Raw genomic sequence first — 23,598 nt, 5'->3', positions numbered from 1 at the left:
GTTTGTCCAGTCCCTGTGGACTAATGGGGAGCTGTTGGAAGGCGGCTGTCCGACTTAATCCATCCAATGTGCTGGCAGGATTGCCCATCCAGCCAAACACCAAGCTGCGGATGAAGTTCGAGCCGCTGAGTTTGCGCTGGCGTTGAATGAAGCCGCTTTTTTTGCTAACGCGTCCGCTTTTTCATACAAGATGGCTTGCAATGCGGTGGCTACTTTTGTCAGTATCAATGCGCGGTCTCCTTGTCGAAGTCGATCTATTCGGTGTGCAAAACTAATAGCCTACCAGAGAGGGAGACCGCTTTCGCGGGTTAAAGTTGATGCGTATAGGCGTATGCAATACGCCCCTACGGGTAGATACGGTGGCGGTGGTTATTTCGTCGATAATTGACCAGTTGTGTTTGGGGAGGCCGCCTAGTGCGTTGGCTTTGCCGTGCCATTGGGTGATGGTGGGGAGGCGGAAGGGGGCGGTAGGGCCTGTGTGGATGCGGAGTAGCATGTCGGGGTGTTCGGCTTCTGCACCCGTGAAATCGTCTCCCCGATCCAGCTCCAGTAAAGCGGCGATTTCGGTATCGGTGACGGGTAACAATTCCACCTGCAAGCCGAGTGCGGCAGCGGCATAGCGGATTGCGCCGAGGGCATGACCAGCGTCGAGTTGCACGTAGCGGAAAGCGCGTTCACCGTATTTCCAGGCTTCGCGCCATGCAATGCTGCTCAAGCCGAGCAGGAGTTGCGGCGGCGCGTCAGTGGGGGCGAGTGTGCCGCGCAATTCCAGCGCGTGCTCGTGGGGGGCGTAGTGGTAAACACCATCGCCCAGCCCGTCGATACCGTTGGCGATAACATAGCCTTCGGTGGGGTGCAGGTTGCCGCTGGATGGGTTGCAACGCAATGCCCAGCGGTCAGGGCCGTATTGCTTCCACGCGGATAGACCGAGGGAGAGTTGCAGTAATGCTGCAATCCCCCCCTTTTCTTCCAACGGCAACTCCACCACATCCGCACCCGCAAACCGCCGGAACGGGTTCGGCTGTTGATCCCAGTCCAGATACTGCGGCCCTTTGGCGTAAGCGTCGAGCCGGTGTTTGGTGCGTTCGTGGTAGGCACGTACCGTTTGCGTGGTATCCATTACAGCGTGAGTTGTACCAGATTGTCGGCGGTTGCCGGTTCACTGCTGATGGTAGCGGAAACGCTGGGTTCTGGCAGTTTCCCTTGTTTTACCAATGCCGCAAGCTGATTTTGCAATTCACCGCTATTGTACAGCTCTTCCACGATGTCGCTGCCCCCGATCAGTTCGCCGCCAACGAAGACTTGCGGGAAGGTGGGGAATTGCGAAAAGCGTGGCAGGTATTCGTAAATAAACGGTGATTTCAGAACGTTGACGTAGGCGAATTCCACCCCGGTCTTTTTCAGGTAGCCTACGGCTTTGCCGGAAAAGCCGCATTCGGGCGCGTCGGGCGTGCCTTTCATGTAGATCATTACCGCGTTGTCGGTGACTTGCTGCTGGATTTTGTCCAGTGTTTTGTTGCTGCTCATGGTGTGTTCCTTAAACTGCGCCCCAAACTTCACGTTTGGTGTCGGTACGGTTGGCAATGGCTTCGTCGAGGGTGGAAGCCTTGAATTTGGGTTGATAGCTTTTCAGTGCGTTGTAAGTTGTCACCACTTTATCTTCGGTGGATTGCCCTTTGAGGTCGTGCTTATCGAGGTAGCACAGATCCAGCAATTCGTTCCAGACCATGCCGGAAGGCAGCGGAATCAGGGTGTATTGCCGTCCTTCAACATCCACCACCACGCTTTCCTTGAGGTTGTCGATGAAGAAAATCGGTTTGCAATCGGCGGCAAGATCGGGAGTGAAACGGGCGATGAATTCCGGCAATTCGAGGATGTCGCTGAAATTGCCGACTACCATTAACAGGCTGGTGTCATCGGCAAGGATCACGGCTTCCTTAATGACAGCTTCGGGCGGGTTGCGCTTGTTGGCGACTTCGTTGAATTCGCCGAGCTTGACGATCAAATCACCGCGAAACGCATTCAGACCGTTTTTGGTTTTGCCATTAATCGTAATCAGCCACCTCAATTCTTGGGCTTTGTAAGTGTCCAGCAACATGGGGGAGTCTCCTTCAAATCAGACGAACAAATGCCAGCGCTGGAGCAGGAAACGTGCCAGCCAGCTAAGTCCCTTATTTATCATTGCGTTATTCCCGGCATCTTCTGTTGGGTTTGTTGCAAACAAAGCGAGGTGGGGTGAGCGTTGTCGGGTTTGTGACAAGCCTAGGATGACGACAAACCATAAATAACAGTCACTTAACTATCTGGCACAGCCCTTGCAATACCTCCGTCATAGACTGACCGAGGTAACGCCCCATGATGAAGTCCAAAGACATTGCCGCACTGCTGGACGAACCAGCCTGTACCCACAACAAAAAGGAAAAGTCCGGCTGCGCCCGCCCCAAACCCGGCGCATCGGCGGGTGGTTGCGCGTTCGACGGCGCACAAATCGCGCTGTTGCCGATTGCGGACGTGGCACACATTGTCCACGGCAGCATCGCTTGCGCAGGCAGCTCGTGGGATAACCGGGGAACCCGTTCCAGCGGTTCGCGCCTGTTCAAAATCGGCATGACCACTGACCTGACCGAACAAGATGTGATCATGGGGCGCGGCGAAAAACGCCTGTTCCATTCCATCAAACAAGCGATTGACAGCTACAGCCCATCCGCCGTATTTGTCTATAACACCTGCATCCCCGCGCTGATCGGCGATGACATCGAAGCCATCTGCAAATCCGCGCAAGAACGCTGGGGAACGCCCGTTGTGCCGATTGATTGCGCCGGATTTTACGGCACGAAAAACCTAGGCAACCGCATTGCGGGCGATGCAATGGTGAAACACGTCTGCGGAACCCGCGAACCTGATCCACTGCCACACGGCGCAGAAAGCGACACCTTCAAAGTTCACGATGTGAATCTGGTCGGCGAATACAATATCGCAGGCGAACTCTGGCACGTCTTGCCACTGCTCGACCACCTCGGTATCCGCATCCTTTGCACCCTTTCCGGCGATGCGCGTTTCCACGAAGTGCAAACCATGCACCGCGCCAAAGTGAACATGATGGTATGTTCCAAAGCCATGCTCAATGTGGCTCGCAAACTCGAAGACGCATTCGGCACCAAATGGTTTGAAGGCAGCTTCTACGGTGTGCAAGACATGAGCAATGCCTTGCGCGATTTTGCCCGCCTGATCGACGACCCGTACCTCACTGAACGCACCGAAGCCCTGATTGCCAGCGAAGAAGCCCGCATTAACAAAGCCTTAGAACCTTGGCGGCAACGTCTCAAGGGCAAGCGCGTATTGCTGTACACCGGTGGGGTGAAATCCTGGTCCATCGTTTCCGCCCTGCAAGATTTAGGCATGACCGTGGTGGCAACGGGCACGAACAAATCCACCGAAGAAGACAAAGCCCGCATCCGTGAAATCATGGGCGCAGACACCAAAATGGTTGAAGACGGCAGCCCGCGTTCCCTGATCAATATCGTGCGTGAATACAATGTCGACATCCTCATCGCGGGTGGACGCAATATGTACACCGCGCTCAAAGCCCGTATCCCGTTCCTCGACATTAACCAAGAACGTGAGTTTGGTTACGCAGGCTACGAAGGGATGCTGGAACTCGCCAAACAACTGGCACTGACGGTCGAAAGCCCGATCTGGCAGGCTGTCCGCAAACCCGCGCCGTGGGCAGTATCCAAGGAGATTTCTCATGGCTGAGATCACCAAACGCAACAAAGCCCTGTCCGTCAGCCCCTTGAAAGCCAGCCAAACCATCGGCGCAGCACTCGCCTTCCTCGGCTTTCACCGTGCCATTCCGATGTTGCACGGGGCGCAAGGTTGTACCGCCTTCGGCAAAGTATTTTTCGTGCGCCATTTCCGCGAACCGATTCCGTTGCAAACCAGCGCGATGGATCAAATCGCCGCAGTGATGGGTTCAGAAGACAATGTGGTCGAAGGGCTGAAAGCGATTTGCAGCAAAAATAATCCGTCGCTGGTCGGTGTGCCTACCACGGGTTTGGCAGAAACCCAAGGCAGTGACGTGACAATGGCAACGGGCGAATTCCGCAAGAAATACCCCGAATACGCCCACATTCCGGTGGTGGCGTTGTCCACCCCTGATTTCACGGGCTGTCTGGAAAGCGGCTTTGCCAAAGCGGTGGAAGCCATTATTGCCACGCTGGTTCCCGATGCCGCCACCGCTGGCACGCAACCGGGTAAACGTCCGCGTCAGGTCAATGTACTGGTGAATGCCTCGCTGACTCCCGGCGATCTGGAAGCCTTGAAAGACACCATCGAACTGTTTGGTTTGCGCCCGGTGATGATCCCCGATTTGTCGGATTCGCTGGATGGGCATTTGCCGGATGAAGATTTCAGCCCGCTGACCATTGGCGGCACGCTGGTGTCGGAAATGGCGACGCTGGGCGATTCGCTGGCAACGCTGGTGATTGGCGCGTCAATGACAGCGGCGGCGGATACCTTGCACCAGAAAACCGGTGTGCCGGATTACCGTTTCGACCATTTGATGGGGTTGGCGGTGAACGACCAGTTTGTCCACACCCTGCACACGCTTTCCGCCGAACCTGTGCCGCCCAAGCTGCAACGCCAGCGGGCGCAGTTGCAGGATACGATGCTGGATACGCACTTCATGCTCGGCCTGTCGCGCTTTGCCATTGCCGCTGACCCGGATTTGCTCAATGCCTTTTCGCACTTGCTGGCGGAAAATGGCGCGTACACGGTGGCAGCGGTTGCTCCGGCGAATGCGCCGATTCTCAAGCACATCGCAGCCGACAAGGTGCATATCGGCGATTTGGAAGATTTGGAAAAGGCGGCGGAAGCTAACGAAGCCGAAGTGCTGATTTGCAATTCGCACGGGCAGGAAACGGCATTGCGGCTGGGTATTCCGCTGTTACGCGCTGGTTTTCCGCAATACGACTTACTGGGTGGGTATCAGCGGCAATGGATTGGGTATACGGGCACGCGCCAAACGCTGTTCGACATTGCCAATATTTTACTGTCGTTGGAGAAGGGCGAGATTCACCCGTATCAGTCGATTTATGCGCAGAAGCGGGATGGGGAAGCGGCGCATACACGGTATTAATCTTCGCGGGCATTCTCTTCAAAATCGCAAATCCGGTCAAAAATCACGGTGGCAATGTGTGCGCACACGGCTTTTACGGTATTCCAGTTGTGCCATTGGGGGGCGAGGTTTTTGTATTCGGACAATTCCGTGTCTTCCAGATCGTAGGGCATGGCATTGGCGAGTTGCACTTGCAGTTGTTGCAGGGGCGATTCGCCATTGTCTTGCTGGTATAGCTTGTCGAATGAACGGAGTGCTTGTGCTACCCGTTCATCGCCCATGTGGTCAGCCAGTGCCACGAAGTCGAGATAATCCCGTGTGGCATTGCGTTTGAGGATCAGCACGCCTTTGATGCGTAAAATTTCATGATCTGTGGGTACGGTCAAACGTTCGCCGTGATAATCAAGCACGGTGGTTTCCAAGGGGGCTTCGCGGATCAATTGCCGTACCCCGGTTTCAATCCCATCCAGACTACCCAGAATTTGTACTGGACGTTGAACACGGGCAGTTTTCCAGCCCGCCACGGATTCGAGTTGCGCTAGTACCGAATCAAAGCGTGCCCGTAGGTCGGTCAATACGTGGTCAGCATCGCGTGAAAAACGGTGTTCGGCGTGAATGGCGGATGCTGTTCCACCAACTAATACGGCATCGGGCAGGATGCGTTGTAAATGTGCGGCAGAAGAGAGAACGAGTTCCCAGTCAGGCAGCGGGGCGGTGTGCTTGGGCATAGTGCATCCAGAAGTGGTAACGTTGGGCGTAAGGGTCAGACAGGTAGGGACGGCAGATGCGTTCTACTTTTTCCAGCAATGGTTGTTCTTGTAGAACGGCTTTGCGCAGTTCTGCCCAATCTTGCCAGCGTCCACGCGAAATGATGTCGTCGATGGCAGCGAGCGTGAAACGCTGGTGGTTGAGGTGACGGTGTATCATGGTGAATACATTCCAGTAGTGGTTAGTGGTTTGATTTTAGCAAGAAATTAGGATGGATGTGTCCAAACAAACGATCCGGCATGTCATACATCCTTCACTTCTCCTTTTTATTGTCGCATTCCCGACAACCCGAAAAACCAAACAACCCATTACTAACAATCACTTGGCTAACTGGCACACCCCTTGCAACATCCCTGTAAACACGATTACGAGGTAGGCAGCTATGGCGGCTCTGACACGGCGGCTCACAGTTCTCGGACAAGACACTGAGGAACACTTCATGGAAACAGCCATTAAAGTTGCGTTTGCATCCACCGATATGAAGCATGTTGACCAGCATTTCGGCGCGGCGGAATCGTTTGCGATTTACGCCCTGACCCCAGACAACGTGCAGCTAGTGGAAGCCACCCAGTTCGGCAAGCTGGCGATGGACGGCAACGAAGACAAGCTCGATGCCAAGATCAAAGTGTTGGAAGGTTGCGTGGCGATTTACTCGCAAGCGGTCGGCGCATCTGCCGTTGCTAAGCTCAAGACTGCCAATATTCAGCCGGTCAAAGTCAGCGCAGGCGCGGAAATCAGCGAATTGCTGGAGGCCTTGCAGGCAGAACTGCGCAGCGGCCCCAGTGCGTGGCTGGCGCAAGCCATCAAGCGGATGCAAGCCCCCAATGCGCAACGCTTCGACTCGATGGAAGCGGAAGGCTGGGACGAATGATCGAAGAAACCGCTACCGTGGTTGCCGCTACCCCCGATCATATCTGGGTGGAAGCCCGCGCCCGCAGTGCTTGTTCCAGTTGTGGCACGCAAGACAGTTGCGCAACGTCCAGCGTTTCCAAACTGTTTGGAATGCGCCGCCAGCAGTTACGTTTGCCGAACCAGTTTTCCTCCAGCGTGGGGGAACAGGTGATTATTGGCGTGGAAGATCAGGTCATGGTCACTGCGTCACTGGCTGCGTACATCTTGCCGGTGGTGCTGATGCTGGGCGCGGCAATCATCGCGGATGTGCAAGGCATGAGCGACAAGCAGCAAGCGGGCATTGCCTTGCTGGGCTTGCTGTTGGGCTTGTTGGGCGCAGGTATGCTGACCAGCAATCGCCGCATGAACCGTTACTTCCAACCACAATTATTACGCAAGATTACCCCTCACTCCCTACCCCTCTCCCTCAAGGGGCGAGGGGAGCAAGACTTTATTACAGGAGATACCCCATGAGCGAAGTTAGCACGTTGATTGCCGTCGATGATCCCGTTCTCGGCACCGATTTTGCCATCGAAATGTTGCGCCAGATGCGTGCGCTCGATAGCTACGGTAGTTACGATACTTGGACACCCGCGAAAATCCTCGAACCGTTCATTCTCACCAAAGCGATGAAGCGCGAAATCCCCATCATTGGCGACCCGGATGAAATCATCGTGGCTCGCCTTAAAGTGTTCTACAACGCGATTGCCGCGTTGATCGAAAAGGAATGCGGCTTGATGGCGGTGCCAATGATGAATTTGTCGCACGAAGGTTTCGGACGTGCCTTGATCACCGTCGGCAAGCTGGTGGTGGTTGACCGTACTTTGCGTGACGTTCACCGTTTTGGTTTCGAGTCGCTCTCCAAAATGAAGGATGAGGCCGATAAGTTATTGTCCGTTGCCCTCAATCTGGTGGGCACACACGCTGCCGTTGCTGGTTTGTAAGGAGGCTGCCATGACCCCGGAAGAACTCAAAGCTCTGCAAAAAGCGGTCAGCAAAGCCAAGCGCATTGCCACCGAACACGCCAGCCAATTGCACGATTTGGTGGAAGACAAGCTGCCCGCTGGCTATCAGGAATTGCCCGGGATTGCGCAAGCCACTTACGACGCTTGTGTGGCGTGGGCTGAAGCCAACGCCAAATTGCAAGCCGCCGAAGCGAACTAGAGGATACTGATATGGAACCAATCACTGGTCTTACCCGTGGCGGCATTGCTTGGACTCCCGCCTTCATCACCACGCTCAATCAGGGCAAATGCATCGGTTGCGGGCGTTGCTATAAGGTCTGCCCGCGTGACGTGTTTGAGTTGGTCGAACGTGACGAGCTGGAGCTGGAAGAAGACGATGATAGCGACGACAGTTACGACGACGATGACAACACGATGGTGATGAACCTGAAAAACGTGTTGGATTGCATCGGTTGCCAAGCCTGCGCCAAGGTTTGCCCGAAAAAGTGCATGAGCCATGCACCGCAAGGTTTAACCGCGTAGGTAGGTCATGGTGTTGTAGAGACGCAAGATTTTGCGCCTCTACGCGGGATTGCCCTTACAATGCGCCGATGAATACAAAACCCTTGTTGCCGCTGTCCGGCCTAGCTTACGGCGCGTTGCTGATTTTAGCATCCGAATTTTTTCTGGTGAGCGCGGGGATGGTGATTAAACACTTGAACGGCGTGGTGTCGACGGAACAAACGGTGTTTTTCCGCAATGCGTTCGCGCTGTTGTTGCTGTTGCCGTGGTTGTGGCGCAATGGGCTACAGGCGGTGAAAACCGATTGCTTGCACCTGCATTTTTTGCGCTCGCTGCTGGGCGTGACCGCGATGAGTTGTATGTTTTATGCGTGGGGGCATCTGCCCTTGGCGCAAAGTGCGTTGTTGAAACAAACCATGCCGTTATTTGTGCCGATTGTGGCGTTTTTCTGGGTGGGGGAACGCTTGTCTTGGCGTAACTTTGTGGCGATTGGTTTTGGCTTTGTCGGGGTATTGTTGGTGCTGAACCCTTTTCAGGAGGCGGCGGTTTTCAATCTGGCGGTGGTGTTGGGGCTGTTCGGAGCGGTCATGGGCGGCTCGACCAAGGTGAGTATCCGGCGGATGCGTTCGAGCGAGGAACCAGCGTTGCGCGTGGTGTTTTATTTCGCCTTGTTTGCCAGTGTGTTGTCGGTGATTCCGGCGGTGCTGGCGTGGTTGCCGCTGACGGGGGAAACCTTGCTGTGGCTATTCCTGTTGGGGGTGTTGGCAACCTTGGCGCAGTGGTCGCTGACGGCGGCGTATGGTCACGCTCCGGCGGGGCAATTGGGGGCATTTACCTATGCGTCGGTGATTTTCGCAGCGGTATTGGGTTGGTGGTGGTGGGATGAAAGCCTGAGCTTGCTGGCGATAGCAGGGATCGGGACTATCATTGCCGCCGGGTTGCTGGTGATGTTGGGGCAAGCGCGTTTGCCCGTGGCACGATTGGTGGAGGATGGGGCATGAATAACACGATCACGCTGGCGACCCTGGCGGATACTCCCGACTTGTGCGGCTTGCTCGACCTGCTGTTCACGCAGGAAGCCGAATTCACACCGGATACAGCGGCACAACAGCGGGGTTTAACGGCAATCATCGAAAATCCCGATGCGGGGCAAATCCTGATGGCGCGGCAAGCGGGCAAAGCGGTGGGCATGGTCAGCTTGTTGTACACCGTTTCCACCGCACTCGGCGGGCGCGTGGCACTGCTGGAAGACATGGTGGTAACGCCAGGCACACGCGGGCAAGGCGTGGGGGCGCAATTGTTGGAGCAAGCTATTGCGCTTGCCAAGGCGAATGACTGTTTGCGGATTACCCTGTTGACGGATGCCGTGAATGATGCGGCGCAACGCTTTTACCAGCGGCAGGGGTTTGTGGTTTCGCCGATGATGCCGCTGAGGTTGGTGCTAGCGTAAGCCATTCATCTTGAAAATTTGTTGAGTTGAGGCTACTGACGTTTAATTTCATGAGAACGGCAGCCTTTTCGCTACAACAACTAATTTTCGAGGCAACATGCGTTATCAGGGTAAAATCACCGATTGGAAAGATGATCGTGGCTTTGGTTTCATCACCCAGAATAGTTCCAATACCAAAGTGTTTGTGCATATCAGTGCGTTCGCTCGCGGGCAAAAACGCCCGGCAGTGAATGAGCTGGTCACGTATGAATGTATCAAGGATGAAAAACGTGGCTTCTGTGCCGCTGATGTTCAGTATGTCCAGACGGCGAATCAGCCGCATAAACCTGCTCGTGGCGCTTATGCAAAGAAGCAAGGGCAGGGCATTTTAACGCCGCTGATTGCTGCCCTGTTAGCAGTTGGGGGCGGGGTTTATGCGTGGCAGAATGCTACATCAACAGCTAGTGGATCTTACCCTGTTACCGAGTCTGTAGGCATACAACGACTTGCTGAACCACTTGCTCCAACGTCGAATACGCCCGCTTTTCAGTGTCAGGGGAAACAGTTTTGTTCTCAAATGACCTCTTGTGCTGAGGCGACGTATTACCAGAAAAATTGCCCCGATACCGAAATGGATGGTGATAATGATGGTGTTCCGTGTGAATCGCAGTGGTGTGGTTAATGCACGGATCGCTTCTCACAATTCCGAAACGGTGGTTTGGTTATTTTGCCAAATCACTGAAAGCACTACAGTATTTATTCAGTACTTTTTTCGCAGCGTACATCTGCTCATCAAAATTCCGTTGATGGCGTGTCAGTATAAAACCCTCCGAACTTTCCAGCAGATACAGGCTGTCGCCTTCGCTTACGTTCAGTTTTTCCCGTACCTCTTTGGGCAGGACTACGCCAACAGAATCGTCAATAGTGGTGAGTTTGACTTGTAACATGGCTGCATATCCCGTGAGTACAAACGTAATAGTACGAGCCTAGCTGTAGGGTGGGAGGAGCGCAAGCGATACCCACCGCAACATCTGTGCAAACATTATTTTAAATAAATATTCGCAATCCATATGCTACTTGATTTTTATTTTAAATGATATTTCAGACGTGTCATCATCATTTTTTGTTGACTGCTTTTTGATCTACGATGTATCATAAGCTGAAGTTATTTATTTTTATTAATGGGGTTTTTATGTGGTTTAGTAATGAATTCTTTACACTTCTAAATAACGCTAGCAAAACTCAAGATGACACAGATTGGCTTAATCAAACATTAAATTCTATTAAAGATAAAATCAACTCATGCGAAAATATTCAAAAGCTTCCAGAAATTAGACGAAAATATGTCAAAAGAGGCTCTCGGAGAGCTTTGGGTTCTTGGGTATTTGATGGAAATAGCCATTACTATATCCATACCGTTGGCACACGCAGTGAACTTCAGCCAAATATTGGTGTTTGGGCAGATAACCGAATTAGAGTGGGTTATGGATTTGAACTGACAAAGGCTTATTTTGGCAATCCAGAGAAATGTCATAAATTTATGGAGTCAGCTGTTAAAGTGCTAAGTAATCGACAGGCAAATATAAATAGCCATTGGGAGAATTGCTCAAATATTTATGTTGAAAGCTATTCAAAAGAAGATAATTACTCTGAAAATCACATTGAATCATCTAGTATGATTGATTTTCTTACCTCTTTTGAAAAGCCTGAATGGTTGTTTTTTGGACACGTGATCAATGTCAATGAAACAGAGTCCATTCCTTCAATCTTAGATGAAACCTCCTCGCTAAAATTCATTGATACTTTCTTTGGTGAAACATCAGATTTTTATGGTGCTGTATGTGAAATTTATAAGTCTACTCCATGATTAAAAGGTGATTGATGTCACTTTCCCATCCGCATCCGTAATCTCCGCCTGCCGGAGATTACCCTCTTCCCCATAAGAATATTGATGCTCCAACTCCACATCCCCATAAACCACTTTCTGAAACCCTAATAACACGCCATCCGCATCGAAATACCCCCGGAAAAAGGTATTCCGATTACGGATTTCATGTTCCCCCAATTCTCCTACTAGCTTAAACGGTAATTTCACGCCACTGTAAGTCGTAAAATAACGGCAAGTGGTCTTTTCATTACTCATATTATTTACCCAACCAATTTCGCCAATAACGCCGGTTTAATCGCCTCAATCCAGGCACTCAACCGCGCCTCGGTCAGCAAACTCTGTGATTGCTGATCCAGTACCAGCCCAACAAACTGCCCATCCACCACCGCAGGCGATTGCTTGAAGGCATAACCCTCAGTAGACCATTGCCCAACCACGTCCGCGCCGCCTGCCACGCCCCAGCGGTACAAATGGATCAGCGAATGCGCGAAACGGTCGGGGTATTTTTCCTGATCGCCCAGCCCGTACAGCGCAATCACCTTGCCAGACAAATCCTTGCCCGCCAGTTGCGGCATGAAATCTTCCCAACTGCCATCCTGAATATCGGTGCTTTTGCCCGGAAGCTGGTCGATGCCGTAAGTGGCAGTCCCCAGAATCAGGGCATCGTATTGCAACAATTCTTCGGCAGTGGTGCGGTTGATGTTGAGCGGCTTGGCGGCGACATCGCCCAACAGCTTCGCCATCTTTTTCGCCATGAGCCGCGTCGTACCGGAATTCGTGCCAAAAAATATCCCGATCTTATTCATGGGGAACTCCATGCCGCATCTCGTGCAGGTTTTCCTTCAACATCTTGCGGTACTGCTCGGTGTAATACTCGATTGCCGCAGCCTCCTTGTCCTCATCACCTAAGGTTTCCCGGAAGTGGAAAGCGTTGTAACGCGCCGCCGCGTACAGAATCGCCGCACTGAGGAAATTCGGTGCCCATTCTTCGCTCAACTTGTTCGCCAGATTGACGAATTCATCGGCGACCTCGTGAAAATCCAGTTCTTGCATAACCTATTTCTCCGTAGGGGCGACCGGCGGTCGCCCTTTTTGCGGGCAATATATAATCCTGAAGAGGGCGACCGGCCGGTCGCCCCTACACGTTGTAAGACCGCTGTTCCCACTCGCGCAGAATCTTCAAATCCCGCGCGGGTAAATAGGCATAAGCCTCCATCTGATCCCGCAGTACCGCCTCCGCCACCGTAGTCGGCACGCCCTTGCGGTTCAACATGAGGAAATACCACGCAAACGGATACCCCACCTTGCGGTCAAAACTGTGCAGGGCTTTTGCCATTTCCGCCCCGCTCAAACCGTGGTTTTCCGCGAAATCCGTAATCTTTTCTGCAAAGGTCGTAGTCGGTTTGATGTTGTAATGTTCCGCCTTGTCGCTGCCCTGATACCCTTGCAAAACCATAACCCAATGCTGGCAAAAAGTGGCTTCATTATGCCCCGCACTGCTGTTCTGCCAGTCCTGCATAAAGCGCAGCAGGTTTTGCACATGACGGCTGTGGAAATTCTGGTCGGCAAATACCTCCGCCATCGCCTGCAAGCGGCGGAAACGGTAATACGGCTTGCCCACGGGTTCGGGTTCGAGACGCGGAAAATCCACCGGATCAAGGAATTCTTCCACGCTATCCGGCAAAAAATCGGGGTCGGAAAGCGGACGATCCAGCACTTCCTGCAAGACTTCCACCTCAAGCTGAAGGAAATCCTGCGGCTTGTCGCCGGTCGATGCGGTGAAATACAGCGTTGTGCCGCTGATTTTGGTGGCAAACAGGATTTGCTCCGAACATTTGTCCAGCAAGGTTTCAATATCACCGCCGGACTCGGTTTCAGCCCACAAGCGCAGATTGCTGGCAACCGGCTGCATATCAATGTCGACCACGCCACCTAAATGATGCCAGCCGCCGCGTTCCAGCACTTTCTCAAAGCTGAGGTTGAGCGGTGCGAACAGGGTATTGATGCTGTGTAGCAGTTCTTCATGGGTTGCGCCCACTGCCAGTTCGGGGCACTGGGCGGCGAGTTTTTTGGCTTGCCAGTCGAATTCAGTCATTGGTATCCATCTCCCGAAGCCGCTGACGCGCGACTTCCTTCACATCGGGGTCAGTGTCGTGTTCCAGTATTTCCAGCATTCCACGGGTAGCACGCTCGGCAACTTGCAAGCGCACACCCCAGTCGGGGTCATCCAGCAAAGCACTCAAGGCTTCCGGCTGGATGCGTTCGGCGACAATGCGGCGGATTTCCGGCTCGACATCGTTAAGCATCAGCCCCAGACTTTCCGGCGGCAAACGGCGGGCAACACTCATGCGTACTTCACGGTCGGTGTCGCAAATCATGCGGAACAAACGCCCCGCAGGCATCCGCCGCGCCACGTATTTGCGCACCAGATAATCGTTGTCGTTGACCAGTGCTTCGAGTTGTTCCGCAGGCAAACGGTCAGCGACCGTAATGCGCACTTCGCGGTCAATATCGCCAATCAGCCGGTACAACTCGTCCACCGGCAAACGGTAAGCCAACACACGGCGTACCACTTCATCCGGGTCATCAATCAGTTCCAGCAGGCGTGGCTGGGAAATATACCGTGCTGCAATTGCCCGCCGTTCCCAGAAATCATCGCCGGTGTAGCCTTGCGCCAGATCAGGATTTTCACGGAAAAAACGCTCGATTTGCCGCCCGCTCATCGCTTGTACGCAAGCATCGCCCGGTTTGCAGCGACCTTTTTCCAGCCGATCCTCATGGTGCGGGCAGGTGGCGCAATCAGTCATCATCCTCACCCAGTTCGGCAATGACCACGCCGCTGGCGGCTTCCAGACTGGGGGTGAAGCATAAGCAGTGATTGCTGCCATCCACCAGATAGACGTTGAAACCCTTGCCTTGTGCAGCAGGTTGCGGGCCACACACGTCATCATCCATGCACCAGGTAAAGTGCAGCTCAGGGAAATGCGCCCGAAGGTAGGTCAGATTGCTGTCAGCCAAACCGTGTTGTGTGACCTGTTCCACCACACTGGCAAGCTGTTCCGGGGTCATCATCCTTCCGCCTCAAGCAGTTCGTCGTCGTCATCGTCGCCAGAGAAACGGGCGCGGGCTTGCGCATCTTTGCCCATAACTTTACCGAGCCAAGGTGATGGGTTTGCCAATGCTGCTTGCAATTTTTCCAGCAATTCGCTGGTGGGAACAACGGTAGGTTGCTTGATCGGGTGAATGCCTTTCTTGATGATCTTGGCAGCAGCAGGGCCACCAACCGAAGCAATGAACAAGACTTGGCAATCCTTGATCAGGTCAGCGCGGTAAGCATTTTTATCTTCTTCGGCTTCATCGTCGCCAATGTCACGCACGTCGATCAGACGGTATGCAGTTTGCGATACCTGATATACCAGAAAGCGTTCGCAAGAACCGAAATGCCCATTCAATAATTCGCCGCTATTGGACGCGCACGCCACGCGGATGGAATCGGGCATCTCGCCATCGGTGTAAGGCAGGGGAGTCGGGATATTGCTCATGTGCGGCTCCTTGGGTTGTGTTCCCCCCTTTGAAAAAGGGGGGCTAGGGGGGATTTCTCCCTCAATCAAACGTATTCAATACAGCCATCTTCCAAACACACTTTCAGGCATTGTGGCTCGTCGTGCTCACCTTCACACTCGGTGCAGGTGTCTTCCACGATCTTGTATGTGCCTTTGAATGGCTTGATGGATTTGGTTGGGCAAACGGGTTCGCAATCGCCGCAAGAGGTGCAGAGGTCGCGGTTAATTTTCAGTGCCATGACTATTCTCCTTTCACTGGGTTCAGCATTCAGCCGCGCTTGAAACGCAGCGTCGTCGGAAAAGCGGGTGGGGGGCTGATCGGGTCGATGTACCATTTGGAGCCATCGGTCAACTCGACAGCACCACCCCATTCTTCGGCATTATCCTTCTCGATGGTCGCAACCGTTTCTTCCATGTCCTGCTTGGCGACATAAAATTGCAGCTTGCCATCGGGCTTGCGCCGGATCATTACGTTGGGCATAGGAATCTCCTTGTTGCCCTCTTGTCCCCTCCACCCCTTGCGGGGGGAGGGTTAGGGAGGGGGGGAAGTTCGGAGGACTATTAACGAACCAAGTCGTAGTTATAATCCGTAGTCCCCATCCCGCGAGTTTCCTCGTCCAGACGCTCCAACACTGCGTTAGTCAAAGTGCGCAACATGTACATTGCCCCCTCATAACCCAGGGTTGTGTCACGGTGCATATGATGGCGGTCGAAGATCGGGAAGCCGATGCGGATCAGCGGAACCTCAAACTCTTTGCCTTTATGCAGCGTGTCACGCTGGATGAACTTGCCGTAGCTATTACCAATCATGAAATCTGGCTTGTTGGTGAACATCAGTGAACGGAAGTGCCACAAGTCCTTGCCGATGTGAACTTCGCTGTTCGCGCCGTAAGGGGAAGACGCCAGCAGTTTTTCCACGTCTTTTTTCCAACGCTTGTTGGCGTGGTTGCACAGTACGTGGATCGGCTCTGCACCCACTTCCAGCAGGAACTTGGTCATGCCCAGCACGAAATCCGCGTCACCGTAGAGACCAAATTTCTTGCCATGCAACCAGGCGTGGGAGTCAGTCAACATATCCACATAACGCCCGCGTTCCAGTAGCAGGGAGTCAGGAATCGCCTTGCCAGTGATTTCAGAAACCTTCATCAGGAATTCGTCCGTCCACTCCAGCCCCATCGGAATGTTGATTTTAGGCGCAGTGTGTTTCCAAGTGTTTTGCACAAACTTCTTGGTCTTTTCCAACTGCCAAGGTTGCAGCAACAGGGTGTCATACGCATTGGGTGCGTCTTTCACCTCATCCATCGTCGTGCCGCCGGAATACATACGGAACTTGCCGTCCGCCGGGGTATCCAGCACTTCAGTCGGGTCAGACAACAGGGTTGCATCAACACCCATATCCGCCATCATGCGCTTGATGACGCGGAAGTTGCCGAGGTAAGTCTCAAAACCGGGAACGATATTGAGTTTGCCGTTGCTGCCGACTTCCTTGCCTTCCATGTGGTTGAGGGTGAAGTAGCGGGCAATGCCTTCAAACATATTGTCCCAGCCGGTGGTATGTGAACCGACGAAGCTGGGGGTATGCGCGAACGGCACGGGGTATTCCTGCGGAATATGCCCTTCCTTCTTGGAGTTATTGATGAACGCATTCAGGTCGTCACCGATAACTTCCGCCATACAGGTAGTGGAAACCGCGATCATGTCCGGTTTGTACATCGCTTTGGCGTTTTCCAGACCGTCGTACATGTTCTTCTGACCACCGAATACCGCCGCGTCTTCGGTCATGGAGTCCGATACGCATGAAATCGGCTCTTTGAAATGGCGGTTGAAGTAAGTACGGAAATACGCCACACAACCTTGTGAACCGTGCACATACGGCATGGTGTTCTTGAAACCCAGGGAGCACAGCACTGCGCCCAACGGCTGGCAGGCTTTTGCCGGGTTAACGGTCAGGGCTTCACGCGCAAAGTTCAGATCCTGATATTCCTTGGTGGTAGACCAGAGGAAAGTTTCCTGAATCTTGTCCGCAGGGTGGCGCTCTTCGTAGTTGTCCTGCTTGTTTTTCAGGCTGGCTTTGTACTCGTCATTGCGGAACAAAGGGTAGCTGGGTTGGATGTTTTCAACAGCTTGGCTCATGTCATTTCTCCTCCCGCGCCGCTAATCTGCGGACTACGGGTAGTAAATTGAATTCGGGAGAGGGGCGCAGCAGACCACGCCCCTGCAACATTACGCGGCAGCAGCAATCGCTGGTGCAGCTTCGTCCTTGATCCACGGCGCTTTCATCTGACCCCAGCAAGGGTTGTTCAGCGTCATGTCCATGTCACGGGCGAAGATGGCAAAGCCGTCATAGCCGTGGTATGGGCCGGAGTAGTCCCAGGAGTGCATCTGGCGGAATGGGATACCCATTTTCTGGAAGATGTACTTTTCCTTGATCCCGGAGCCGATCAGGTCGGGCTTGACCTTCTTGACGAATTCTTCAAATTCGTAGCCAGTCACGTCGTCATAGATCAGGGTAGCGTTGCCCATTTCCTTGATGGTGCGGTCGTAGTCGTCGTTGTGGGCGAATTCATAACCCGTACCGACCACTTCCATACCCAGGTCTTCATAAGCACCGATCACGTGGCGTGGACGCAGACCACCGATGTACAGCATGACGCGCTTGCCTTGCAGACGCGGCTTGTACTTGGCGATAACCGCTTCGTATTCCGCCTTGTAACGCTCAATCACGCGCTCAGCACCGGCCTTGATGGTGTCATCGAAGTAGCTGGCAATTTTGCGCAGGCTTTCGGCGATTTTGGTCGGGCCAAAGAAGTTGTACTCAACCCAGGGAATACCGTACTTCTCTTCCATGTGGCGGCTGATGTAGTTCATGGAACGGTAGCAGTGCAGCAGGTTCAGCTTCACTTTCGGAGTCAGTTCCATTTCCGCCAAAGTACCGTCACCAGACCATTGGGCAACGACGCGCAGACCCATTTCTTCCAGCAAGGTACGGGAAGACCAGGCGTCACCGCCGATGTTGTAGTCACCGATGATGGAAACGTCATACGGGGTGGTTTGGAAGCTGTTGTCGCCATCGCGCTTGCCCAATACCCAGTCACGTACTGCGTCATTGGCAATGTGGTGGCCTAAAGACTGGGAAACACCCCGGAAGCCTTCGCAACGTACTGGTACGACGGGCTTGTTGAGTTCTTTGGAAGCCTTTTTGGAAACGGCTTCGATGTCATCACCGATCAGACCAATCGGGCATTCAGACTGAACAGAAATGCCTTTTGCCAGTGGGAACAGGCTTTCGATTTCGTTCATGATTTTGGCGAGCTTTTTGTCGCCGCCGAATACGATGTCTTTTTCCTGGAAGTCGGAAGTGAAGTTCATCGTGCCGAAGGTGTTGATACCGGTTGTACCAACATAATAGTTACGGCGACCAGCGCGGGAATATTGTCCGCAACCGACCGGGCCGTGGGAAATGTGGATCATGTCCTTGATTGGACCCCAAACCACACCTTTTGAACCGGCGTAGGCACAACCACGGATGGTCATTACGCCGGGTAAGGATTTGCGGTTGGAGGTAATACACTTTTTGGATTGTTCAACGCTTTGGTCGTTGACGGTCAAGTGCTTGGCGCGGTCTTTCTTCGCCTTTTCGGGATAAATTTCCAAAACCTCGGCAATGAGGGCTTCGGTTTCTTCGCGGGTCAAATTCGTCATGTCTAATCTCCTGATTCACCGCCACTAATCTGTGGACGGGTGAGGGGCAGAGTTGGGGGGAAGATGGTGGGTATCGCTACGCTCAACCCACCCTACGTACCCGGTCTTTACTTATGCAGTTGCTTCTTCAGCAGCGGTCTTGCCGACGATGGATTCGTCTTCTTCGTCCATCAGGCCGAATTGCATCAACAGGTCTTCCAAAGCGTCCATGGTGATCGGGGTTGGGATCACGAACATTTTGTTGTTGATGATTTTCTGTGCCAAGTCGCGGTATTCCTGCGCTTGTTTGGCCGCTGGTTCATACTCGATAACGGTCATACGACGGATTTCTGCACGTTGTACTACATTGTCACGCGGTACGAAGTGGATCATCTGCGTGCCGAGTTGGCGAGCCAGTTCCATAATCAGCTCGTCTTCACGAGCGGTGTTACGGGAGTTGCAGATCAGGCCAGCTAAACGCACGCCGCCAGAGTTGGCGTATTTCACGATACCTTTGGCGATGTTGTTCGCTGCGTACATCGCCATCATTTCGCCGGAGCAAACGATGTAGATTTCTTGCGCTTTGTTTTCGCGGATAGGCATAGCGAAGCCACCGCACACAACGTCACCGAGTACGTCATAGAATACGAAGTCGAGGTCTTCTTCATACGCGCCTTCTTCCTCGAGGAAGTTGATGGCGGTAATTACCCCACGGCCTGCACAGCCAACACCTGGCTCTGGACCACCGGATTCAACGCATTTGATGTCACGGTAGCCGACTTTCAGTACGTCTTCGAGTTCGAGGTCTTCCACAGAACCGGCTTCAGCCGCCATCTGCATGATGGAGTTTTGGGCTTTTGCGTGCAGGATCAGACGAGTGGAGTCTGCTTTAGGGTCGCAGCCAACGATCATGACTTTCTTACCTGCTTCAGCCAGACCTGCAACCAGATTTTGGGTTGTGGTAGACTTGCCGATGCCGCCTTTGCCGTAGATTGCACATTGACGTAGTGCCATATCTTGGTCTCCTTGTGTTAATGGATCAGAGTGATTTGTGACGATGACCTCATTGCAAGCTGCGTGCCAAGGCGGCTTTTTATTTTCAACATACTGATTTTAAAGCAGTAAAATTTTTTCGGTGGTGGAATGGCACAGTCTGGTTCAAGTCGTGTTCCCGACAATACTGGTACAATTTGTATGGGTAAGGACACGGCTTTCCTGCCATTCAACCATTGCAACCTGCCTGCCAGCATCTTGGGCAGCCTGAGTTTCCAGCAGCATCCTGTGCCGCTAACCCTTGATGGGGTGGCAACTTTGCACCGTTCCCTGTTTACCCACCTGCAAGCCATGCCGGATGCGGCGGCGCGGGCGCAACGCTTTATGGATTACATGACGGTACATTTCTGTCTGGAAGCCTTGGAAGAGGCGGGGCTGGATGAGCACGGCAAGCAAAAACGTGCCAATGCCAATTACTTGCGGGTATTGCGCGGCTGGGGCTTTGATTCCAGCGGGCGCGAGGGTGCGGTGTTGAAGGGCTGGGTGGAATCACGCTTTGGGCTGGCGGTGCAATACCATCAAGGGCATTATGCATTTGACCGCTGCAAGGGGCTGTATGGCACGAATGCGCTGGAAAGCCAGCTTGACCTTGTTTATACGTATTGTCAGTACGAATTGGCTTTGTTGCATTCGCTACAATCGCATTTGACGCTGTATCGGGGGGTGAATGCGTTGGATGAGTACCGGGTGTTGCGGCGCGATGGCAAGCGGGCGGTAGTGCTGATGAACAATGTCAGTTCCTTTACCCATAGCCGTGAGCGGGCGGATGAGTTTGGGGATTATGTGATTGAAGCGCGAGTGCCGTTGGTGAAGGTGTTGGGGTATTACGATTTGTTGCCGAAGTTGTTAAGGGGGGAGGGGGAGTTTTTGGTGGTTGGCGGGGTGTATGAGGTGAATATCACGTAACGTTGTTGGCAATACGACAATTCTATTTTTATACTGTTGATATTTAAGGATAAAAATAAGTGGTCTCAAAATTGCATTACATCCCCCATGTATTGCAATACCCAAGGAACACCCATGCCAGACACGACACTCCAAACCCTGCTCGCCGGGGTCGCCAACAACACCATCGTCCCCTACCTCGGCGCAGGTGCGCTGCAAGGTTCGGTCGATAAACTGAGCGGCGTTGCCATTCCTGCCGACAGCGACAGCCTGATCCTCGCCATGAACGGCGGCAAGCCGATGTCGAAACGCCTGATGTGGGAATTCCCGCGTGCGGCGATGGATGTGGAGCTGAAACGTGGGCGCAAAGCCGTGCATAATTTCCTCGAAGACACCTACGGCAAGCGCAAGTGGACACGCGCCCCGCTGCACGATTGGCTTGCCAGCATTGAGCCGCATTACGTGATCGACAGCAACCGCGATACCCAGTTGCAGGATACCTACGCCGACCAGCCGCACACGCTGATCCGGGGAACGGCACGGATTGCGGGGACGAATTACCGTTTCGTGCTGAACGAATACCTGGGTAGCGGCGGCTATCGTGAAATTACCCAGGAAGAGGTGAATCCCGACTTGCCAATCCTGTTCAAACCGATGGGCAGCCCGCGCCCGGATGCGAATTACATTGCCTCCGACGCAGACTATGTGGACTACATTACCGAGTTGATGGGCGGGTTTGCGATTCCTGATTTCCTCAAGGAATACCGCAAGGGCAAGCAATATTTGTTCATCGGGATGCGGTTCCAGCGCGACACCGAACGCATGGTGATGTCGGACATTACCTACGCCTCGGCCGAACCCAAAGGCTGGGCATTGATTCCGCAACCGACCGACAAGGAAGTGCGGTTTTGTGCGCGTCAGGGGATTGAGATTATCGCGGCGGATGTGTCCGATTTGCTGGAAGCGGCGGGTTTCAGCGCGGCAAAGGCAGCCTAAACGTGCGCCAGTTCAATCCTTGCAAGGGGAAGGACGCTTGCCGCGATGACGGCGAGCGTTGCCTGACCTGTGGGCGCAAACTGACGGAAGTGGCGCGGACGGTGTTCCTGATGAACGAGTTAAGCGATTTCGTTATCGAGCAAGACTATGACAATGTAGACGAATTTGCCGCCTACATTGCCCGCAAGCTGGTGAAAAAGGTTAAACACCGCCGCGAAACCTAGTCGGCGTAGGCTTCGGGGCTAGCGTGCTCTTCCGCTGGCTCGTCGTCGTGCTTGAGGAAGTGATCAAATTGCGTGTAGGAATTTTCCAGCCACACGCGCACCCGCTGGCGTTCTGGTGTGTTCATCAGATCGCGGTTATTCGCTGCCGCCCAGAAACTCAAGTCGTTGAAATCGACTTTTTGCACCAGTTTGGGGTGCAGTTTGCCCAAGGTCATGCAATACGCATTGCGTTGTTGCGCTTTCTGGAAAATCGGCGATTGCTCGAATGCCTCGAAATTTTCACCGCGCCCCAGGTTTTGCACCACAATGAACTGGATGTCTTGTTGTGGGTAGCTATCCAGCGTTTTATCCAGCAGGCTCATGGCATCTGCGCCATCATCCATCACGTGCCAGATGAACACTTTGTGCCCCATTTCGGTGAAAATGCCGAATACATCGCTTTCCTCAATCCACTGCCCTAAGCGTGCCGAGGTTTGTGCGGCAAGGTCGATAATGAGGTCATGTTCCGGCAAGGTTTCGGCGATGGTGATGATATTATCCAGACTTTCGTAATCATCTACGCGCAACGGCGAGGAGAAGTCCTTGTAAAAGCGCGAAAATGTGCCGTGTGACTGATCGGAATCGAACCCGGTAAACGGTGTTGCACTGTCGATGAAATACTGTGCCAACAGGCGTGCGGTCAGCGATTTGCCAACGCCGCCTTTTTCGCCGCCAATGAAATGTACCCTACCCATTATTGTCTCCATGATTACTGGTGGTTAAGATGCGCATTATGCAACATTCAAGCCAGCCCGAACCAATTCTCCCGGTTGATGCCGTCCTCAACGACCTCAAACAAGCCCTGCGTGAACGTCACGAAGTCGTGCTGGAAGCGCCTCCGGGTGCGGGCAAAACCACCCGCGTCCCCTTGGCCTTGCTGGATGAGCCGTGGCTTGCCGGTAACAAAATCCTCATGCTCGAACCGCGCCGCATTGCTGCCAAAAATGCCGCCTACCGCATGGCCAGCCTGCTGAACGAAAGTGCCGGTCAAACCGTCGGCTACCGTATGCGCCTCGACCATAAAATCAGCCGTCAGACCCGCATCGAAGTCATTACCGAAGGCATCCTCACCCGACAATTACAGCAAGATCCGTCGCTGGATGGCGTTGGCTTGGTGATTTTCGACGAATTCCACGAACGCAATCTCGATTCCGACCTTGCCCTCAGCTTGTGTTTGAAAGGGCGTGAACTGTTCCGCGACGACAGCAATCCGCTGAAACTGCTGGTGATGTCTGCTACCTTGGATAGTGTGGCGATTGCCAGCCTGTTGAATGATGCACCCTATACGCATCAACTTTAAGCCCTCCATTCCCTAACTTGCTGTAATCTCATCCAATTATTAGGTTTTTTCCTCCGTTTGTTTTGTCGGCAAGCGGTTGAAGAAGCGAAGAGTTTTGCCAGTTGCTTGAGGCATTTTATCAAGCTGCGTCGCTCAGCGATGCAGGCGGCAAGATGGGAAGCCTGTTCCTGAATGGCTTGAACACCTTTGGTGAGGCTGCGCTGGGGTATTTCCCACAATCCGGTGAGCATGATCCAGTGTTGGATGAGGATAATCAGTAATTTGACGTAGATTTCACACAAAATTCGCCATACGTTGGC

36 protein-coding genes are annotated in these 23,598 nt (G+C 53.4%); 16 read left to right on the top strand and 20 right to left on the bottom strand.

From position 1 onward, the window contains the following. Nucleotides 1–54 precede the first annotated feature (54 nt). From BLV87_RS19575 to BLV87_RS17925, 4 genes are read right to left on the bottom strand one after another with little or no spacing between them, the layout of a single operon-like run. The gene (locus BLV87_RS19575) at nt 55–228 is read right to left on the bottom strand and encodes a hypothetical protein (protein WP_175517799.1); all 174 of its coding nucleotides are present in this window, start codon (nt 226–228) and stop codon (nt 55–57) included. 43 nt (nt 229–271) lie between these two features. Beyond that, nucleotides 272–1,120: a SagB/ThcOx family dehydrogenase gene (locus BLV87_RS17935; RefSeq protein ID WP_093070914.1), complete on the bottom strand. Its 849-nt coding sequence runs from the start codon at nt 1,118–1,120 to the stop codon at nt 272–274. Next, nucleotides 1,120–1,527: a Grx4 family monothiol glutaredoxin gene (gene grxD / locus BLV87_RS17930; RefSeq protein WP_093070912.1), complete on the bottom strand. Its 408-nt coding sequence runs from the start codon at nt 1,525–1,527 to the stop codon at nt 1,120–1,122. Before grxD ends, BLV87_RS17935 begins: the two co-directional genes overlap by 1 nt. Before the next feature lie 10 nt (nt 1,528–1,537). Next, nucleotides 1,538–2,098, bottom strand: coding sequence for a hypothetical protein (locus tag BLV87_RS17925; protein ID WP_093070910.1), 561 nt, complete (start codon nt 2,096–2,098; stop codon nt 1,538–1,540). A 257-nt stretch (nt 2,099–2,355) separates the two neighbouring features. Here BLV87_RS17925 and nifE point away from each other — a divergent pair, with 257 nt between their 5' ends. Together nifE and nifN are read left to right on the top strand one after the other, a co-directional pair. Continuing rightward, entirely contained in the window at nt 2,356–3,756 is a 1,401-nt protein-coding gene (nifE, locus tag BLV87_RS17920) for a nitrogenase iron-molybdenum cofactor biosynthesis protein NifE (RefSeq protein ID WP_175518049.1), read from the top strand. After that, nucleotides 3,749–5,137 (top strand): nitrogenase iron-molybdenum cofactor biosynthesis protein NifN, encoded by a 1,389-nt coding sequence (nifN, locus tag BLV87_RS17915; RefSeq protein ID WP_093070909.1) that lies wholly within the window; start codon nt 3,749–3,751, stop codon nt 5,135–5,137. The genes nifE and nifN overlap by 8 nt, the downstream gene beginning before the upstream one ends. On the opposite strand, the gene BLV87_RS17910 is transcribed toward nifN, so the two are convergent. After that, nucleotides 5,134–5,844 carry a nucleotidyl transferase AbiEii/AbiGii toxin family protein gene (locus BLV87_RS17910; RefSeq protein WP_093070907.1) on the bottom strand — a complete coding sequence of 237 codons (711 nt, stop codon included), beginning with the start codon at nt 5,842–5,844 and terminating at the stop codon, nt 5,134–5,136. The genes nifN and BLV87_RS17910 overlap by 4 nt on opposite strands. Further along, nucleotides 5,816–6,043 carry a hypothetical protein gene (locus tag BLV87_RS17905; protein ID WP_093070905.1) on the bottom strand — a complete coding sequence of 76 codons (228 nt, stop codon included), beginning with the start codon at nt 6,041–6,043 and terminating at the stop codon, nt 5,816–5,818. Before BLV87_RS17905 ends, BLV87_RS17910 begins: the two co-directional genes overlap by 29 nt. Nucleotides 6,044–6,323: 280 nt before the next feature. On the opposite strand from BLV87_RS17905, the gene BLV87_RS17900 reads away from it, so the two are divergent. The 8 genes from BLV87_RS17900 (at nt 6,324) to BLV87_RS17865 (ending at nt 10,352) form a co-directional block, all read left to right on the top strand. Then, nucleotides 6,324–6,755 carry a NifB/NifX family molybdenum-iron cluster-binding protein gene (locus BLV87_RS17900; RefSeq protein ID WP_228287856.1) on the top strand — a complete coding sequence of 144 codons (432 nt, stop codon included), beginning with the start codon at nt 6,324–6,326 and terminating at the stop codon, nt 6,753–6,755. Continuing rightward, nucleotides 6,752–7,249 (top strand): SoxR reducing system RseC family protein, encoded by a 498-nt coding sequence (locus BLV87_RS17895; RefSeq protein ID WP_093070902.1) that lies wholly within the window; start codon nt 6,752–6,754, stop codon nt 7,247–7,249. Before BLV87_RS17900 ends, BLV87_RS17895 begins: the two co-directional genes overlap by 4 nt. Then, nucleotides 7,246–7,719, top strand: coding sequence for a NifX-associated nitrogen fixation protein (locus BLV87_RS17890; protein WP_093070900.1), 474 nt, complete (start codon nt 7,246–7,248; stop codon nt 7,717–7,719). Before BLV87_RS17895 ends, BLV87_RS17890 begins: the two co-directional genes overlap by 4 nt. Nucleotides 7,720–7,729: 10 nt before the next feature. Then, a complete protein-coding gene (locus BLV87_RS17885) occupies nt 7,730–7,939 on the top strand; it encodes a CCE_0567 family metalloprotein (RefSeq protein WP_093070898.1) in 210 nt (69 codons plus the stop codon). Between the two features lie 11 nt (nt 7,940–7,950). After that, entirely contained in the window at nt 7,951–8,262 is a 312-nt protein-coding gene (fdxB, locus tag BLV87_RS17880) for a ferredoxin III, nif-specific (RefSeq protein ID WP_093070896.1), read from the top strand. Between the two features lie 68 nt (nt 8,263–8,330). Continuing rightward, nucleotides 8,331–9,242 (top strand): DMT family transporter, encoded by a 912-nt coding sequence (locus BLV87_RS17875; protein WP_093070895.1) that lies wholly within the window; start codon nt 8,331–8,333, stop codon nt 9,240–9,242. After that, nucleotides 9,239–9,691: a GNAT family N-acetyltransferase gene (locus BLV87_RS17870; protein ID WP_093070893.1), complete on the top strand. Its 453-nt coding sequence runs from the start codon at nt 9,239–9,241 to the stop codon at nt 9,689–9,691. Before BLV87_RS17875 ends, BLV87_RS17870 begins: the two co-directional genes overlap by 4 nt. Nucleotides 9,692–9,788: 97 nt before the next feature. Continuing rightward, a complete protein-coding gene (locus BLV87_RS17865; RefSeq protein ID WP_093070891.1) occupies nt 9,789–10,352 on the top strand; it encodes a cold shock domain-containing protein in 564 nt (187 codons plus the stop codon). Between the two features lie 40 nt (nt 10,353–10,392). On the opposite strand, the gene BLV87_RS17860 is transcribed toward BLV87_RS17865, so the two are convergent. Then, the gene (locus tag BLV87_RS17860; RefSeq protein ID WP_093070890.1) at nt 10,393–10,617 is read right to left on the bottom strand and encodes an AbrB/MazE/SpoVT family DNA-binding domain-containing protein; all 225 of its coding nucleotides are present in this window, start codon (nt 10,615–10,617) and stop codon (nt 10,393–10,395) included. Between the two features lie 245 nt (nt 10,618–10,862). On the opposite strand from BLV87_RS17860, the gene BLV87_RS17855 reads away from it, so the two are divergent. Then, nucleotides 10,863–11,537, top strand: coding sequence for a hypothetical protein (locus tag BLV87_RS17855; protein WP_139282228.1), 675 nt, complete (start codon nt 10,863–10,865; stop codon nt 11,535–11,537). Here the strand turns inward: BLV87_RS17855 and BLV87_RS17850 are convergent, their stop codons facing one another. The 12 genes from BLV87_RS17850 to nifH form a co-directional block, all read right to left on the bottom strand. Then, the gene (locus tag BLV87_RS17850) at nt 11,538–11,813 is read right to left on the bottom strand and encodes a DUF6156 family protein (RefSeq protein ID WP_093070886.1); all 276 of its coding nucleotides are present in this window, start codon (nt 11,811–11,813) and stop codon (nt 11,538–11,540) included. A gap of 5 nt (nt 11,814–11,818) precedes the next feature. Continuing rightward, complete coding sequence (locus BLV87_RS17845; protein ID WP_093070885.1) at nt 11,819–12,364, bottom strand: flavodoxin; 546 nt, start codon at nt 12,362–12,364, stop codon at nt 11,819–11,821. Then, nucleotides 12,357–12,611, bottom strand: coding sequence for a DUF3144 domain-containing protein (locus BLV87_RS17840; protein WP_093070883.1), 255 nt, complete (start codon nt 12,609–12,611; stop codon nt 12,357–12,359). Before BLV87_RS17840 ends, BLV87_RS17845 begins: the two co-directional genes overlap by 8 nt. An 85-nt stretch (nt 12,612–12,696) precedes the next feature. Continuing rightward, nucleotides 12,697–13,653: a hypothetical protein gene (locus BLV87_RS17835; RefSeq protein WP_093070882.1), complete on the bottom strand. Its 957-nt coding sequence runs from the start codon at nt 13,651–13,653 to the stop codon at nt 12,697–12,699. Continuing rightward, nucleotides 13,646–14,365 carry a 4Fe4S-binding leucine-rich repeat protein gene (locus BLV87_RS17830; protein WP_245707072.1) on the bottom strand — a complete coding sequence of 240 codons (720 nt, stop codon included), beginning with the start codon at nt 14,363–14,365 and terminating at the stop codon, nt 13,646–13,648. The genes BLV87_RS17835 and BLV87_RS17830 overlap by 8 nt, the downstream gene beginning before the upstream one ends. Further along, on the bottom strand, nt 14,358–14,630 hold the full coding sequence (locus BLV87_RS17825) for a DUF6129 family protein (RefSeq protein WP_093070878.1): 273 nt from the start codon (nt 14,628–14,630) through the stop codon (nt 14,358–14,360). The genes BLV87_RS17830 and BLV87_RS17825 overlap by 8 nt, the downstream gene beginning before the upstream one ends. Further along, on the bottom strand, nt 14,627–15,100 hold the full coding sequence (locus tag BLV87_RS17820; protein WP_093070876.1) for a NifB/NifX family molybdenum-iron cluster-binding protein: 474 nt from the start codon (nt 15,098–15,100) through the stop codon (nt 14,627–14,629). The genes BLV87_RS17825 and BLV87_RS17820 overlap by 4 nt, the downstream gene beginning before the upstream one ends. Before the next feature lie 65 nt (nt 15,101–15,165). Next, the gene (locus BLV87_RS17815) at nt 15,166–15,360 is read right to left on the bottom strand and encodes a 4Fe-4S binding protein (RefSeq protein ID WP_093070874.1); all 195 of its coding nucleotides are present in this window, start codon (nt 15,358–15,360) and stop codon (nt 15,166–15,168) included. A 29-nt stretch (nt 15,361–15,389) separates the two neighbouring features. Beyond that, nucleotides 15,390–15,602, bottom strand: coding sequence for a putative nitrogen fixation protein NifT (gene nifT / locus BLV87_RS17810; RefSeq protein ID WP_093070873.1), 213 nt, complete (start codon nt 15,600–15,602; stop codon nt 15,390–15,392). Between the two features lie 80 nt (nt 15,603–15,682). Further along, on the bottom strand, nt 15,683–17,254 hold the full coding sequence (gene nifK, locus BLV87_RS17805; RefSeq protein WP_093070871.1) for a nitrogenase molybdenum-iron protein subunit beta: 1,572 nt from the start codon (nt 17,252–17,254) through the stop codon (nt 15,683–15,685). A gap of 90 nt (nt 17,255–17,344) precedes the next feature. Continuing rightward, entirely contained in the window at nt 17,345–18,823 is a 1,479-nt protein-coding gene (nifD, locus tag BLV87_RS17800; RefSeq protein WP_093070870.1) for a nitrogenase molybdenum-iron protein alpha chain, read from the bottom strand. Nucleotides 18,824–18,934: 111 nt separating this feature from the next. Further along, on the bottom strand, nt 18,935–19,816 hold the full coding sequence (gene nifH / locus BLV87_RS17795) for a nitrogenase iron protein (protein WP_093070868.1): 882 nt from the start codon (nt 19,814–19,816) through the stop codon (nt 18,935–18,937). Between the two features lie 180 nt (nt 19,817–19,996). Here nifH and BLV87_RS17790 point away from each other — a divergent pair, with 180 nt between their 5' ends. The 3 genes from BLV87_RS17790 (at nt 19,997) to BLV87_RS17780 (ending at nt 21,960) form a co-directional block, all read left to right on the top strand. Continuing rightward, nucleotides 19,997–20,761 (top strand): NAD(+)--dinitrogen-reductase ADP-D-ribosyltransferase, encoded by a 765-nt coding sequence (locus BLV87_RS17790; protein ID WP_093070866.1) that lies wholly within the window; start codon nt 19,997–19,999, stop codon nt 20,759–20,761. Between the two features lie 114 nt (nt 20,762–20,875). Continuing rightward, nucleotides 20,876–21,736: an SIR2 family protein gene (locus BLV87_RS17785; RefSeq protein ID WP_093070865.1), complete on the top strand. Its 861-nt coding sequence runs from the start codon at nt 20,876–20,878 to the stop codon at nt 21,734–21,736. 2 nt (nt 21,737–21,738) lie between these two features. Then, entirely contained in the window at nt 21,739–21,960 is a 222-nt protein-coding gene (locus tag BLV87_RS17780; protein ID WP_093070863.1) for a hypothetical protein, read from the top strand. Here the strand turns inward: BLV87_RS17780 and BLV87_RS17775 are convergent. Beyond that, complete coding sequence (locus BLV87_RS17775; protein ID WP_175518047.1) at nt 21,957–22,694, bottom strand: P-loop NTPase family protein; 738 nt, start codon at nt 22,692–22,694, stop codon at nt 21,957–21,959. The genes BLV87_RS17780 and BLV87_RS17775 overlap by 4 nt on opposite strands. A gap of 38 nt (nt 22,695–22,732) precedes the next feature. Between BLV87_RS17775 and BLV87_RS17770 the strand changes: the two genes are divergently transcribed. Then, nucleotides 22,733–23,299 carry a DEAD/DEAH box helicase gene (locus tag BLV87_RS17770; protein ID WP_245707071.1) on the top strand — a complete coding sequence of 189 codons (567 nt, stop codon included), beginning with the start codon at nt 22,733–22,735 and terminating at the stop codon, nt 23,297–23,299. 101 nt (nt 23,300–23,400) lie between these two features. After that, entirely contained in the window at nt 23,401–23,559 is a 159-nt protein-coding gene (locus tag BLV87_RS19570) for a hypothetical protein (protein WP_175517813.1), read from the top strand. The last annotated feature ends 39 nt before the right edge of the window (nt 23,560–23,598 follow it).

It is taken from the genome of Thiothrix caldifontis (assembly GCF_900107695.1).
GTDB classification, from domain to species: domain Bacteria; phylum Pseudomonadota; class Gammaproteobacteria; order Thiotrichales; family Thiotrichaceae; genus Thiothrix; species Thiothrix caldifontis.
The sequence above is the reverse complement of the archived record's forward strand: the minus strand, read 5'-3'. Positions and strand labels throughout refer to the sequence as shown.